We start from the raw sequence: 13,624 nt of genomic DNA, 5'->3' as shown, positions 1-13,624 counted from the left end.
CTCCACCACGCGCTGATCGGCTCGTCTTCTCCCGTCATGCAGTGACCGCGGGGATGACGGACGATCCGCGAAGAGCAGGATCGTCGGATGAACAGCACCTCCGTCCTGCGTCCCCTCGGCGCCGAGATCGCCGCGTTCCTCCTCGCCGCCTCCTGCGCAGGATGCGATGAGCCCGGGCACCTGCTCTGTCGGCCGTGCGGAGAACGACTCACCCCAGCGCCGCAGAGGGTGCTGACGCCGGCAGGTCTCCCGGTGCACGCCGCGCTCGGCTACGAGGGAGTGGCTGCGCGCTGCATCCGCCGGCTCAAGAGCGACGGGGAGACCCAGCTCGCGCGTCCCCTCGGCGCCGCCGTCGCCGCCGTTCTGGCGCCCATGGTGTCGTCCTCGACGTGGATCGTGCCCGTCCCCACGGCGCGGAGCGCGTTCCGTCGGCGCGGCTATCGGGTTCCGGAGCTGCTCATCCGCCGTGCGGGGCAGTCGCCGCAGCGGGTGCTCTCGCTCGTCGCGCGGCCCGTCGATCAGCGAACGCTCGGAGCGAAGGAACGGGAGCTGAACGTCCGCGGGGCGATGCGCGCGCTCGTGGCCAGCGGAGGAGCTGCGGCGGTCCTGGTCGACGACGTGGTGACCACCGGGGCGACACTCGACGAGGCGGCTCGCGCCCTCCGAGCGGCCGGGTTCCGAGTCGATTCGGCCGTCACGCTCGCCGCCACGCCGAGGCGCGCCGGATTCGAAGGAGACTCATCGAGAACTCACCGAGGACACGACGAAAGTCACCAGTGACATCGACTCGCATGCGGACTACGGTTGGGGACCACAAGGCGACAACGGTCCGCCCTTGGCCGGGAGGACCGGGACAAGGAGACAGCAATGGAAACGAGCATCGTCGGCGTCGGAGTGGGAATCACCGATCGCTTCCGAACCGTTGTCGAGGAGAAGATCGCCAGGGTCGAGACGCTCGCGGCTCGAGCGCAACGGCTTGATGTGAAGGTCACGCACCGCGTCTTCCGCAACGGCCACGTCCCCGAGGAGACGGTCGAGCTCACGCTCGTCGGGAAGGGTCCGGTCGTCCGCGCTGAAGCGACGGACGGTGACAAGTTCGTCGCCCTCGATCTCGCGATCGACAAGATGTCCGAACAGCTGCGTCGTGCGAAGGAGAAGCGCGTCGACGGACGCCAGCACCCGCGAGGAGCGCACTTCGAGAAGGGCACCGGGGAGATCGAAGGCATCGACGTGCAGCCGGTGTCGGCCGACGTCCTGCACGCGGTGGCCACCGGGAGCATCCCGGTTCGGAACGACGAGGAAGAAACCTATTCGCCGGTCGTCATCCGCACGAAGAGTTTCGACGCGGAATGGATGACGGTCGAGGAGGCTGTGGACCGTATGGAACTGGTCGGCCACGACTTCTTCCTGTTCGTCGACGTCCGCACGGATCACCCCAGCGTCGTCTACCGCCGCAAGGGCTGGGACTACGGCGTGATCGCGCTGAGCACCCAGGCGCCGCCGTCGGAGGCACTGGCTTCCTGAGCGGAAACGAGGAACGGCCCGTCCCGGAGGGGACGGGCCGTTCTGTCGTCGGGGGAGATCAGTCGAACATGCCGTCGAGGAGGCTGCCGATCACGAGGCCGCCGAGGATGCCGGAAGCGATGTCCCCGCCGCCGCCGCCACGTGGTCGTCCGCCCCAGCCTCCGCCTCCGTAGCCGCCGCCGCCACCCCAGCCCTGGTCGTCGGGGCGAGAGGAGTCGATGTCTCGCTGCGCGAGCTGCAGGGCCTCGGACGCCAGGTGCGCGACACGGCGCGCCTGCACGAGCGCCTCTTCTCTCGTCTCCTCGGCGGGCAGGAGATCGGACAGGTCGACCCTCAGCCGCTCCGCTTCCGCGAGTCGCGTCCGTGCGTCGGCGCCGATCCAGCCGCGGTGGCCGGAGATGAGTCCGCGTGCCACGCCCAGCTGCCGGTCGGCGTCATCGATGGCGTGCTGCACCTGCGGGATGCTCGGCAGCGGATTCTCGGCACGGTGACGGGCCTTCGCGATCGCCTCGTCCAGCGCCGAGTTGGCGGTGCGGAGCTGTGAGAGCTCCGCGAAGGGATCGTTCGGGGTGCCGGAGGGTGTCAGAGCGCTCAGCGCGGCCTGAAGAGCGGAGACGGCGTCGGCGACCGCAGGGACCTGCGGAGCGGTGCGGGCGGCGATCAGGTCGCCGCGGGAGTCGGCCACGACCTCGGCGAGGGTGGATTCGGCGCGCAGTGCCTCGATCTCGAAGTCCTCGACGGCGTCGAGGAGTGCCGACGCCCGGCGGGTGGCTTCGGTCGCGGTCTCCAGGGCGAGGTTGGCCTCTTCGTTCTGCTTGGCGGCTCTGCGGCGCTCGGAGATGTCGGCGCTGTGCGTCGCGAAGGCGATCAGCTGCTCGGCCTCGGCAGCGCTGGCCGTGATCTGGTGCATCGCCGATTCGGCGTAGCGGGCTGAGAGTCGCGAGACGGAGTCGTTGGTCTGCGGGATGCGCGAGCTGAGGGCTGCGGCATCCGCCCGCACCTGTGCGATGACCTCGGGAGCCCGTCGAACCTTGGCGACGGAGGCGGCGAGCACGGATGTCTTCTCGTCGAGCAGATCCTGGGCCCAGTCGCACAGCTGGAGGATGCGCGCGTTGCGGGTGCGCAGCTCCTCTGGCGTGTCGGGGATCTCGTCGTGGTTCAGCTGGTGCAGCTGGAACGCCTCGCGCAGATGGGTGCGCACGGCCGCGAGGGCCTTGCGCAGGTCGGCGGTCAGCGACGCGCCGAGTTCCGCTTCGGCGAAGTCGAGCTCGTCGGAGGTGGTGCGGATCCTCTCGTCGGCGCCGACCAGGGCCTGCTCCGCACGGCGCGCGAGATCGGCGTCCTGTGCGGCGAGTTCTTCCTGTTCGCGTTTGCGTCTGCCCCAAAATCCAGCCATGACCCGATCCTAGTTTCCCGGGCGGTCGCGATGGCTGAGCATCCGCTCCGGGCGAACGCGGTTCGCTGAGCGCGTCAGGCTATCGCGGGGGTGCGGGTCGCCGGTCGGCCGCGCTTGGGGCGTTCCGTGGCCAGCTCGAGATCCATGGCGTGCTGCGGATGCTGCGCGAGGAGCCGTTCGGCGTGATCGAGCCAGCGCACCTCGGCCTCGGCGGCGAAGATCATCGAGTCGCGCACCAGCGACCAGGCGAGCTCTTCGGGACCGTCGGCGGCGGTCCCCGGGTGGACCGCGCTCTGCAGAGCATCCAGCTGTCGTAGCGAGGCCTCGCGCTGAGCCTGCAGAGCGCCGGCGACGTCCACTCCCGGCAGCGTGGCGGCGACCGCGAGCTTGATCGCCAGCTCGTCGCGGGTCGCCGGCGTCCGCACGACGGGGGAGGAGAGCCACTGCGCGACCTCCGCCGACCCGGCATCCGTGATCCGCCAGTAGACGTGGCCGCGCTCGTCGGTGTCGCCGCGCTGCACGAGCCCGTCGCGCTCGAGCCGTTCGAGCGTGTTGTAGATCTGGCCCACGTTGAGAGGCCACGTCGATCCGGTACGACGGTCGAACTCGTGCCGCAGCTGATAGCCGTAGCAGGGGCCCTGATCGAGGATGGCGAGCAGGCTCTGACGGACCGACATGGTGATCTCCCGACGGCGTGTTGTCGAACGCGATACCGAGTATATGGATACCCGGCAACGGATCCGACAGGCTCGCAGCCAGCGCGTGCAGGCGACGCGCAGGTCACAGCCCGGTAACATGGCAAAGTATGCCTGGCGATCGCCTTCCTGGCGGCCGGCACTTTACCCACTGACAGGGAGATGACATCCGTGGCCAATCCTCTTGAGAAGCTGCTGCGTGCTGGTGAGGGGCGGGTCATCCGCCGCCTGAACCAAGTGGTCAAGGCAGTGGGGGCGCTGGAAGAGGACATCTCCAAGCTCACCGACGACGAGCTGCGCAACGAGACGACGGAGCTCCGCGCCCGCTTCGAGAAGGGCGAGACGCTCGATCAGCTGATGCCCGAGGCGTTCGCCGCCGTTCGTGAAGCCGCGAAGCGCACGCTCGGCATGCGCGCCTACGACGTGCAGATCATGGGTGGAGCCGCCCTTCACCTCGGCAACATCGCCGAGATGAAGACCGGTGAGGGCAAGACGCTCGTCGCGACCTTCCCCGCCTACCTCAACGCGATCGCCGGCAAGGGCGTCCACATCATCACGGTGAACGACTTCCTCGCGAGCTACCAGGCAGAGCTCATGGGCCGAGTCTTCCGTGCTCTCGGCATGACCACCGGCATCATCGTCTCCGGGCAGACGCCGGCCATCCGCCGCGAGCAGTACGCCGCGGACATCACGTACGGCACGAACAACGAGTTCGGCTTCGACTACCTGCGCGACAACATGGCCTGGCGCAAGGAGGACCTCGTCCAGCGCGAGCACTTCTTCGCGATCGTCGACGAGGTCGACTCGATCCTCATCGACGAGGCCCGTACCCCGCTGATCATCTCCGGCCCCTCCTCGGGCGAGGCCAACCGCTGGTTCGCGGAGTTCGCCAAGATCGCGCGCACGCTCGAGGCGGGCGAGGACTACGAGGTCGACGAGAAGAAGCGCACGGTCGGCGTGCTCGAGCCCGGCATCGAGAAGGTCGAGGACTACCTCGGCATCGAGAACCTCTACGAGTCGGCGAACACTCCGCTGATCTCGTTCCTCAACAACTCGATCAAGGCGCTCGCCCTCTTCAAGAAGGACACCGACTACGTCGTCATGAACGACGAGGTCATGATCGTCGATGAGCACACCGGCCGCATCCTGGTCGGTCGTCGCTACAACGAGGGCATCCACCAGGCGATCGAGGCGAAGGAGGGCGTTCCGGTCAAGGCCGAGAACCAGACCCTCGCCACCGTCACGCTGCAGAACTACTTCCGTCTGTACGAGAAGCTCGCCGGCATGACCGGAACGGCCGAGACCGAGGCCGCCGAGTTCATGTCGACATACAAGCTCGGCGTCATCCCGATCCCGACGAATCGGCCGATGATCCGCAAGGACCAGTCCGACCTCGTCTACAAGAACGAGACGGCCAAGTTCACGCAGGTCGTCGAGGACATCGCGGAGCGCCACAGCAGCGGCCAGCCGGTCCTCGTCGGCACGGTGAGCGTCGAGAAGAGCGAGTACCTCTCGCGCCTGCTCGCCAAGAAGGGCATCAAGCACGAGGTGCTCAACGCGAAGAACCACGCGCGCGAGGCCGAGATCGTCGCCCGCGCCGGTCGCCTCGGCGCCGTCACCGTCGCCACCAACATGGCCGGCCGTGGAACCGACATCATGCTCGGCGGCAACGCCGAGTTCCTCGCCGTTCAGGAGCTCAAGGGCAAGGGACTCGACCCGGTCGAGACGCCCGAGGAGTACGAGATCGCCTGGGACGAGACGTACCAGGCGATGAAGGACGTCGTCGCCGAGGAGTCGGGGAAGGTCATCGAGGCCGGCGGCCTCTACGTGCTCGGCACCGAGCGCCACGAGTCCCGCCGCATCGACAACCAGCTGCGTGGTCGGTCGGGCCGTCAGGGCGACCCCGGTGAGAGCCGCTTCTACCTGAGCCTCACCGACGACCTCATGCGCCTGTTCCAGTCGGGTGCGGCCGAGGCGATCCTGTCGCGCACGAACTTCCCGGACGACGTGCCGATCGAGTCCGGCCTCGTGTCGCGCGCGATCCGCAGCGCGCAGTCCCAGGTGGAGGCGCGCAACGCCGAGATGCGCAAGAACGTCCTCAAGTACGACGACGTCCTGAACCGTCAGCGCGAGGCGATCTACGCCGACCGCCGCCACATCCTGCAGGGCGACGACATCGCCGGTCGCGTGCAGCACTTCATCGAGGATGCCATCAGCGGAGTCGTGGGCGACCACACCGGCGAGGGTCACAACGAGAGCTGGGACTTCGACGCGCTGTGGACCGAGCTGAAGACGCTCTACCCGGTCGGCGTCACGATCGATGAGGTCGTGTCCGAGGCGGCGGGCCGCAAGGGCGGCATCACCGCGGACGGACTGACCCGCGAGCTCCTGTCCGACGCGAAGATCGCCTACGAGAAGCGCGAGGAGTCGCTCGGAGAGGCGGCGACCCGCGAGCTCGAGCGTCGCGTCGTGCTGCAGGTGCTGGATCGCCGCTGGCGCGACCACCTCTACGAGATGGACTACCTGAAGGACGGCATCGGCCTCCGTGCGATGGCGCAGCGCGACCCGCTGATCGAGTATCAGCGCGAGGGGTACGCGATGTTCCAGTCGATGATGGGGCAGATCAAGGAGGAGTCCGTCGGCTACCTCTACAACCTCGAGGTCGAGGTGCGCCGTGCTGACGCGCAGACCGCAGAGGTCGAGGCCAAGGGCCTGGCGACCGACGGGGGAGAGCAGCGCCTGGAGTACTCGGCGGCGAACGACGCGGGCGAGGTCGAGGTCCGCAACGATCGTGGACAGGTCCAGCAGGCCGCCACCGAGCGTCTTCGGCAGGCGGCGGCTGCGCGCACCCCGGCGCCGCAGGAGGAGCCGGAGGAGGCGCCTCGCGGAGCCTTCGGACAGCGGACTGATGCTGCCGCTCCCGCAGCGGCCAACCGTGAGCAGCGCCGCGCGCAGGAGAAGAAGAAGAAGAAGTAGGCGCGGTCCTGCCGTGCCGGACGAGAGGGCCAATCCGTGTGGATTGGCCCTCTCGTCGTCGCTGTAGGCTTGGTCGATGACCCCAACGCGCAACTTCGACCAGTCGTCGAAGCTCAAGAACGTCCTGTACGAGATCCGCGGAAACGCCCTCGTCGAGGCGGCGCGGCTGGAGGCGGAGGGTCACAAGATCCTCAAGCTGAACACCGGGAATCCGGCGATCTTCGGCTTCGATGCCCCGCATCAGATCGTGCACGACATGCTCGCGGCTCTTCCGACCGCGCACGGCTACAGCGACAGCAAGGGCATCATCTCGGCCCGCCGTGCGGTCGTCAGCCGCTACGAGCAGATCGAGGGATTCCCGCGCTTCGACCCGGACGACGTCTACCTCGGGAACGGCGTCTCCGAGCTGATTACGATGACGATGCAGGCTCTGCTCGACGAGGGTGACGAGGTGCTCATCCCCGCGCCGGACTACCCGCTGTGGACGGCCATGACGAGCCTCGCCGGCGGTACCCCCGTGCACTACCTCTGCGACGAGGATGACGGGTGGCAGCCCGACCTCGAGGACATCCGCTCGAAGATCACGCCGCGCACCAAGGCGATGGTCATCATCAACCCAAACAACCCCACCGGCGTCGTCTACTCGAAGACGATCCTCGAGGGACTCGTGCAGATCGCGCGGGAGCATGAGCTGCTGCTGCTCTCCGACGAGATCTACGATCGCATCCTCTTCGACGGCGCTGTGCACATCCCGACGGCGACACTCGCTCCCGATCTGCTCTGTCTGACCTTCAACGGGCTCTCCAAGACCTATCGCGTCGCCGGCTACCGCTCCGGGTGGATGGTGATCACCGGGCCGCAGGATCACGCCAAGGGGTTCCTCGAGGGGATCACGCTGCTCGCTTCGACGCGGCTGTGCCCGAACGTCCCGGCGCAGCACGCGGTCCAGGCCGCCCTCTCCGGGGTGCAGTCGATCGATGCGCTGATCGCGCCCACCGGTCGCCTGCACGAGCAGCGCGACATCGCCTGGGAGGGCCTGGAGGCGATCCCCGGCGTCTCGTGCGTGAAGCCCGAGGGAGCGCTGTACGCCTTCCCGCGCCTCGACCCGAACGTCCACGAGATCCGAGACGACGCGAAGCTCGTGTACGACCTGCTCGTCTCGGAGCACATCCTGCTGGTGCAGGGCACGGGCTTCAACTGGCCGACGCCGGATCACCTGCGGCTGGTCACTCTTCCCGAGCCGCGAGTGCTGAGCGAAGCCGTCGAGCGACTGGGGAACTTCCTCGCGAGCTACCGGCAGTAGCTGCCGCCGCCCCTTCCGGAGCGAGGCTGGTCGCGAGACGGCGCACGGCGGCGACGAGCGACGAGCGGGGAGTGACGTCGGACATCGGCCTCGCGTGCAGGAGCGCCGCGTCCGCGGCGCGCTGGTCGAACGGCAGGAACGCGACATCGGTGATGCCGGCGAAGCGCTCGAGAGTCCGTCGCACCTGGCCGCGTGCGTCGATGCCCAGCGGGCCGGGGCGCACCTGATTCACGACGACGGTCACCGGCGTCGGCGCTGCGAGGCGACGCAGCTCGGCGTGATCGCGCAGGAATCGGCTGATGCCGACGGGGTCGGCCGACGCGACGGCGACGATGGCGTCGGCCTCCTGGAGCGTCGTCGACGTGGCGGCGTGACGACGCGGGCCGGCCAGATCACTGCTGACCTCGTCGTCGGCGTCGAAGGATGCCGCGACGTCGACGATCGTGTCGTCCACCCAGTCGCGGCAGGCGCGGAGCGCTGCGCCGAGCCGCGCCGATGAGAGCTCCGGCCAGCGGCTCGGCCGGTTCAGTCCGGGCAGGACCTCGATGTCACCGGCGCTGGTGGAGACCGTCGTCGCCAGGCGCGTCAGCTCCGCCGCGTCGAGACCGCCCAGCTCGGCACGCCGACATGCGGCGGCGATACCGGGTGAATCGTCGCTGAGTCCGAGCAGCAGGGCGAGGGAGGGCGCGGTCGAATCCGCATCGACCAGCGCCGCGGTGCGCCCGGTGCGCGCCAGCTCGACGGCGAGCTGGATCGCGACGGTCGATCGGCCCGGGGCTCCCTGCGGGCCCCACACGGCGATGACGCGGCGCGGAGCGACGGATGGAGCCCGGACGGGGAGAGGCGACTCCGCGGCCAGGGCTGCGGCCACTTCCCATCCGGCGGCCTCCGCGGGAAGCGCTGCGGCGATCCCGAGCCGACTGAGCAGACGAGTCTCCGTGCCGCCGAGGGCGAGGATGCGCACGCCGGCGCGATCGCAGGCCGCGATCAGGCTCGCCGTCAGCACGGTGCGGGCAGCGGGGACCACGATCGCCTCGACGCCCGGCAGCAGGTCGATCGAGGCCGTCGGGGGCACGATCGCCGCGACGCGGATCCCTTCCGCATCCAGCTCTGCGGCGAGTCCCGCAGCTCGAGGCTGTGGGACGGCGAGGATCACCGAGGTCATCGTGCCGACCGGACCGGGACGACCGAGAGCGAGGAGCCTCCGGTGACGGCGGCGAGGACATCGGCGACGTCCGATCGATCGATCACGATCTCGACCCGGGTGCTCGCGTCGGCGAGCACGGTGTCGTCCTCGAGCACGTCGCGGACGATCACCTCGGCGACGAGGATGCGCGGGACGTCGTAGGAGCGCCCGTCCTCGAGCGGGGGCGCATGCCACACCTCGACCACCGCACCGCTCACCACGTCCTCGGGAATGCCCGTGCTGCTCTCGATCACGATCGTGGTGCTGCGGCTCTCGGCGGCGTCGGTCGTCGCCGAGGTCGGCACGATCTCGCCCCTCTCCAGCGTCCGCGACGCGACCTGGCCCTGCTGCAGATCCTGAGGACCGAGGTAGTCGTCGGCGAGTGCGCCGAGCCCGACCTCGACGACCTGGAAGTCGCCGGATGTCAGTGCCTCGCCCTCGGTGATGGTCCGATTGGCCTGCAGCACCGGGGCCGCGTCGTCGGAGGCCGAGACGATCAGCCAGACGCCCGTGATGGAGACGATCACCAGGGCGATGCCGATGAGGAAGCGCACGTCGCCCCAGAACGCGCGCCGAGGACGGGAGAGGACAGCCATGGCGACATCGTCACAGAAATCCGCCCGGCGCCCGTCGAGTTATCCACAGGGATGGATCGGGCGATGCCGGCACGCACGAGTGGGGGACAATGGGGACATGGCAGATCCGCCCGCGTCCGCTCCGCGATTCCTCGCCCCCGCGCAGGTCGCCGAGCTGCTGAGCATCGGGGTCGACGAGGTGATCACTCTCGTCCACGAGGGCCGTCTGCGCGGGTCGCAGCTCGGCACTCCGCCTCGCTGGCGTGTGGAGGAATCCAGCCTGCAGGACTATCTGGCCGAGCAGTCCGAGATCTCTCGACGTATGGCGCTGTGGCGGCAATCCCAGACCGCGAGCTTCCCCGAGGTCTGGGGAACCTCGTCGGCTCACGGCATCTGAGTCCCCGGTGTCCGCACAGCGACGAGCCGCGGGAACGGGATGATCCGGAATGCCTGGACCGCGGACGCGCGTCTGGCGTCTCCCGCCTCGTGCACGGCCAGATCGAGGTGATCTGCCGCGGCGCGGTCGATCGTGCCGTGGACGTCTTCCCCCGTGAGGGTGCTCACCTGCACGGCGACGCGACGTCGCGCGAGATCGCGTAGCACGAATCCGAGGGTCATCCGCTCTCGGAGCGTGTGGTCGGAGGATGCCGCCTCCTCCACACTCGCGAGGATCATGCCGTGATCGAGGGTGATGCCGGCGATCGCGTGCGCCGGCATGAGGAGCGTCGACGCGGCGGCCTGCGTCCCCTCAGCCACTCGGGAGGTCGCCGCGATCCAGTCCGCCCCGAGAGCGCGCAGCGTCACCGGGAGACGCCGTCCGTTCGCGAGATCGACCACGGCCTCGGCGCTGAAGGCGCACAGCCTCCGCAGTCGCGCACGGAGCTCGAGACGCGCGATCCGCAGGCGCTCCGACTCGGCGTCGAGCGCGGCACGCTCGGCCTCCCACTCCGAGGCCAGCTGACCCTCGAGGTCTTCGAACAGTCGATCCCAGTGCATCCGAACGAGAGTAGGCCACGCCGGGTCTCGGTGTACGAGTTATCCACATTCCTCTCGTGCGACGCCCTCCGGAGCGGCTTCCCCGTGCTCTACTGACGCGCAGCCCGCCACGACCGAGAGCACGATGATGACGCTTCACGAGTACTTCGCACCGCAACCGACGCCGACCGTCGAACTGCCCGACCCCGTTCCACTGCTGCGGAGCCTGACGCAGGGCGCTCTCGAGGTGCTCGCCGGAGTCAGGGAGGTCGATCAGCTGGCCCGATGGTTCAGCGAGGACGCCTTCCGGAGTCTGGCGACCCGGGCGAATCTGTCGGCCAGAGCGCGCAGCGCGAGGGGAGTCCCGCCCGGGCGTCCGACATTCGAGATCCTCTCCATCCGGGTGTGCGAGCCGACGGACGGAGTGATCGAGGCGGTCGTGGTCGTGGCGGGTCCCGGACGCACCCGCGCGGTCGCGGTGCGTCTGGAAGGCCTGGATCGTCGGTGGCGCGCGAGCTCTCTGGCCATTCTCTGAGCTCGGTCGCCCTAGGCTGGTGGGGTGTCAACCCTCAGTGATCTCGCCCACGCCCAGGGTCGTCTGACCGACAGCGACGTGGAGTGGCTCCATCGGCTCGCCGGCGACGGCCAGCTCCTCGCCGACCTCGCGTCGGCGGACATCGTCATCTGGATCCAGACCGAGGACGGATCCTTCGTCGCCGTGGCCCATGCGCGGCCCAGCGGTGCAGCGACCCTCTTCTACCGGGACATCGTGGGAGAGCGCGTGCGTCCACAGTGGCGCACGCAGGTGCAGGGAGCGTTCGAGTCGGCGAAGATCGTCGACTCCTCGTCGCCCGACTGGTTCGAGGAGACCCCGACGAGGGTGCGCGCCGTCCCGATCGTTCGGGATCGCGGAAACGCCGACCACGGTCCGATGGTGATCGGCGTCGTGACCAGGCACACCAACCTCGGAGAGGCGCGGACACCGTCCCGCCAGCAGATCACTTTCGACGAGTGCGCGAACGACCTCTTCCGGATGATCGCCGACGGCAGCTTCCCCGACCTCGCCGCTCCGACGTCGCCGCGCCGCGGTGCGCCCCGCGCGTCGGACGGTCTCATCCGCATCGACGTCGACGGGATCACGACCTTCGCGAGCCCGAACGCGCTCTCCGCGTTCAACCGGATGGGATTCGATGACGAGCTCGAGGGGGAGTCGCTCGCAGAGGTGACCACGCGGCTCGTGCCGCCGTCGCGCCAGGTGGACGAGTCGCTCCCCGTCGTCGTCACCGGTCGCGCTCCCTGGCGCACCGACATCGAGGCGCGAGGGGTGACCGTGTCGCTGCGGGCCATTCCGCTCAAGGACCACGGGACCCGGATCGGGGCCATCGTGCTCTGCCGCGACGTGTCGGAGCTGCGTCACCAGGAGCAGGAGCTCATCACCAAGGATGCGACCATCCGCGAGATCCACCACCGGGTGAAGAACAACCTCCAGACCGTGGCCTCGCTGCTGCGCATCCAGGCGCGGCGCACGCACTCCGACGAGGCCAGGGACGCCCTCACGCAGGCGATGCGCCGGGTGGACTCGATCGCCGTCGTGCACGACACGCTCGCGCAGGGGCTCACGCAGAAGGTCGATTTCGACGAGGTCTTCCATCGTGTGCTCAAGCTCGTGGCAGAGGTCGCGTCGGCGCCGAACACGCGGGCGCGCACGCAGTCGACCGGACGCTTCGGCGTGCTGCCGAGCGAGTACGCGACGCCGCTCGCCCTGGCCCTCACCGAGGTCGTGACGAATGCCGTCGAGCATGGACTCGCGGGCCGGGAGGGGCTGGTGACGATCGACGCCACCCGTACCGAGGACAACCTCCGCGTGACGGTGCACGACACCGGTCTCGGACTGCCGGAGGGCCGGATCGGTCAGGGACTCGGCACCCAGATCATCCGCACGCTCATCCAGGGCGAGCTCGGCGGCACGATCGAGTGGCGCGGAGCCGACGGCGAGGGCACAGAGGTGGTCATCGACATTCCGCTGCGCTGGCTGCAGCCCTGAGCGACCTCCACGCACACGAAAGCGGCCTGAGAGCAGGTCTCAGGCCGCTTCCGTAAAGGTCAGGACGCGCGGCGGGCGCGTGCGGCGCGGCGCTTCAGAGCGCGACGCTCGTCTTCGGAGAGGCCGCCCCAGACGCCGGAGTCCTGGCTGCTCTCGAGGGCGTACTGCAGGCAGATCTCGGTCACCGTGCAGGTGGCGCAGACGGTTTTCGCCTTCTCGATCTGGTCGACGGCCGGACCGGTGTTCCCGACAGGGAAGAACAGCTCGGGATCGACAGTCAAGCAGGCGGCTTTGTCGCGCCAGTCCATGGGGGCTCCTCGGTGTGGATTTCCAAAGTGGTCGTGACATGACCGCTCTGATTTCGGGCGACTGTTCGGGTTCAGTTACCCTGTTGATATGCGGACGGATGCCCGCGAATTGTGATGCGAGCGAATCGCCCGCCCCACGCCGCTGTGGGAGCACATGACGCTGTCTATTCTGTTACATGAAACCTGCGAAATCAAGGGTTTTCCGCCTTCTCACTCGATTCTCAGGAGACACATCGTGCGCGCACCTGGACTCGCCCTCGCGGCGGCAGTCGTCCTCGCCGCAGAGGGCGCGGCGCTACTCGTTTTCGCGGTCATCGAGCTCGCGGGTCTCGGCGCCGGCGACGCCGCGTCCCTTCCGACAGCCCTCGCCCTGATCGTACTGACGCTGATCGGCGCGGCCGCCCTGATCGCCTTCGCGATCGGCACCCGCACCGGGCGCTCGTGGGCGCGATCCGGGGGAGTGGTCTTCCAGGTGCTGGCGGTCGCGCTGGCGCTGGCCTCGCTCACCCTGCAGCCGATCTCGTGGCTCTTCACGGTCGCCGTCGGCCTGCCGGGACTGCTCGGCTTCGTCCTGCTGATCGCCAGTGCGCGACGCGAGGGCGAGCAGCGCGCGGCGGAGTGAACGACCGCTGAGACGGCCAG

At 68.9% G+C, this 13,624-nt stretch carries 14 protein-coding genes; 8 read left to right on the top strand and 6 right to left on the bottom strand.

All coding sequences use genetic code 11. The features are described from left to right. Window positions 1–87: 87 nt before the first annotated feature. On the top strand, window positions 88–780 hold the full coding sequence (locus ABD648_RS04735) for a ComF family protein (RefSeq protein ID WP_282213829.1): 693 nt from the start codon (window positions 88–90) through the stop codon (window positions 778–780). An 87-nt stretch (window positions 781–867) separates the two neighbouring features. Beyond that, window positions 868–1,524, top strand: a complete 657-nt coding sequence (hpf, locus tag ABD648_RS04730) for a ribosome hibernation-promoting factor, HPF/YfiA family (protein ID WP_282213828.1) — start codon at window positions 868–870, stop codon at window positions 1,522–1,524. Between the two features lie 58 nt (window positions 1,525–1,582). Here hpf and ABD648_RS04725 read toward each other — a convergent pair whose 3' ends face one another. Both ABD648_RS04725 and ABD648_RS04720 read right to left on the bottom strand, forming a co-directional pair. Then, complete coding sequence (locus ABD648_RS04725) at window positions 1,583–2,920, bottom strand: coiled-coil domain-containing protein (RefSeq protein ID WP_282213827.1); 1,338 nt, start codon at window positions 2,918–2,920, stop codon at window positions 1,583–1,585. A 74-nt stretch (window positions 2,921–2,994) separates the two neighbouring features. Next, entirely contained in the window at window positions 2,995–3,597 is a 603-nt protein-coding gene (locus tag ABD648_RS04720) for a PadR family transcriptional regulator (protein WP_282213826.1), read from the bottom strand. Between the two features lie 189 nt (window positions 3,598–3,786). On the opposite strand from ABD648_RS04720, the gene secA reads away from it, so the two are divergent. Together secA and ABD648_RS04710 are read left to right on the top strand one after the other, a co-directional pair. Beyond that, a complete protein-coding gene (secA, locus tag ABD648_RS04715; protein WP_282213825.1) occupies window positions 3,787–6,591 on the top strand; it encodes a preprotein translocase subunit SecA in 2,805 nt (934 codons plus the stop codon). A gap of 76 nt (window positions 6,592–6,667) precedes the next feature. Continuing rightward, window positions 6,668–7,894, top strand: a complete 1,227-nt coding sequence (locus ABD648_RS04710; protein ID WP_282213824.1) for a pyridoxal phosphate-dependent aminotransferase — start codon at window positions 6,668–6,670, stop codon at window positions 7,892–7,894. Here the strand turns inward: ABD648_RS04710 and ABD648_RS04705 are convergent. Both ABD648_RS04705 and ABD648_RS04700 read right to left on the bottom strand, forming a co-directional pair. Continuing rightward, entirely contained in the window at window positions 7,818–9,059 is a 1,242-nt protein-coding gene (locus ABD648_RS04705) for a CpaE/TadZ family protein (protein WP_282213823.1), read from the bottom strand. The two genes, ABD648_RS04710 and ABD648_RS04705, sit on opposite strands and share 77 nt — an antisense overlap. After that, on the bottom strand, window positions 9,056–9,676 hold the full coding sequence (locus tag ABD648_RS04700) for an SAF domain-containing protein (protein WP_282213822.1): 621 nt from the start codon (window positions 9,674–9,676) through the stop codon (window positions 9,056–9,058). The genes ABD648_RS04705 and ABD648_RS04700 overlap by 4 nt, the downstream gene beginning before the upstream one ends. A gap of 97 nt (window positions 9,677–9,773) precedes the next feature. Between ABD648_RS04700 and ABD648_RS04695 the strand changes: the two genes are divergently transcribed. Further along, window positions 9,774–10,052: a helix-turn-helix domain-containing protein gene (locus ABD648_RS04695; protein WP_282213821.1), complete on the top strand. Its 279-nt coding sequence runs from the start codon at window positions 9,774–9,776 to the stop codon at window positions 10,050–10,052. Here ABD648_RS04695 and ABD648_RS04690 read toward each other — a convergent pair. Next, window positions 10,040–10,651, bottom strand: a complete 612-nt coding sequence (locus ABD648_RS04690) for a hypothetical protein (RefSeq protein WP_282213820.1) — start codon at window positions 10,649–10,651, stop codon at window positions 10,040–10,042. The two genes, ABD648_RS04695 and ABD648_RS04690, sit on opposite strands and share 13 nt — an antisense overlap. Before the next feature lie 127 nt (window positions 10,652–10,778). On the opposite strand from ABD648_RS04690, the gene ABD648_RS04685 reads away from it, so the two are divergent. Then, entirely contained in the window at window positions 10,779–11,165 is a 387-nt protein-coding gene (locus tag ABD648_RS04685) for an Rv3235 family protein (RefSeq protein WP_425561719.1), read from the top strand. A 24-nt stretch (window positions 11,166–11,189) separates the two neighbouring features. Then, the gene (locus ABD648_RS04680; protein ID WP_282213818.1) at window positions 11,190–12,674 is read left to right on the top strand and encodes a sensor histidine kinase; all 1,485 of its coding nucleotides are present in this window, start codon (window positions 11,190–11,192) and stop codon (window positions 12,672–12,674) included. Between the two features lie 59 nt (window positions 12,675–12,733). Here ABD648_RS04680 and ABD648_RS04675 read toward each other — a convergent pair whose 3' ends face one another. Beyond that, a complete protein-coding gene (locus tag ABD648_RS04675; RefSeq protein WP_028503730.1) occupies window positions 12,734–12,982 on the bottom strand; it encodes a WhiB family transcriptional regulator in 249 nt (82 codons plus the stop codon). Between the two features lie 235 nt (window positions 12,983–13,217). Between ABD648_RS04675 and ABD648_RS04670 the strand changes: the two genes are divergently transcribed. Continuing rightward, window positions 13,218–13,604, top strand: coding sequence for a hypothetical protein (locus ABD648_RS04670; protein WP_282213817.1), 387 nt, complete (start codon window positions 13,218–13,220; stop codon window positions 13,602–13,604). The last annotated feature ends 20 nt before the right edge of the window (window positions 13,605–13,624 follow it).

Origin of the sequence: Microbacterium luteolum (assembly GCF_039533965.1) — a bacterium.
In the GTDB taxonomy this organism is placed as follows: domain Bacteria; phylum Actinomycetota; class Actinomycetes; order Actinomycetales; family Microbacteriaceae; genus Microbacterium; species Microbacterium luteolum.
Note: the sequence above shows the minus strand (reverse complement) of the source record. Positions and strands in the feature narration are given on the sequence as shown.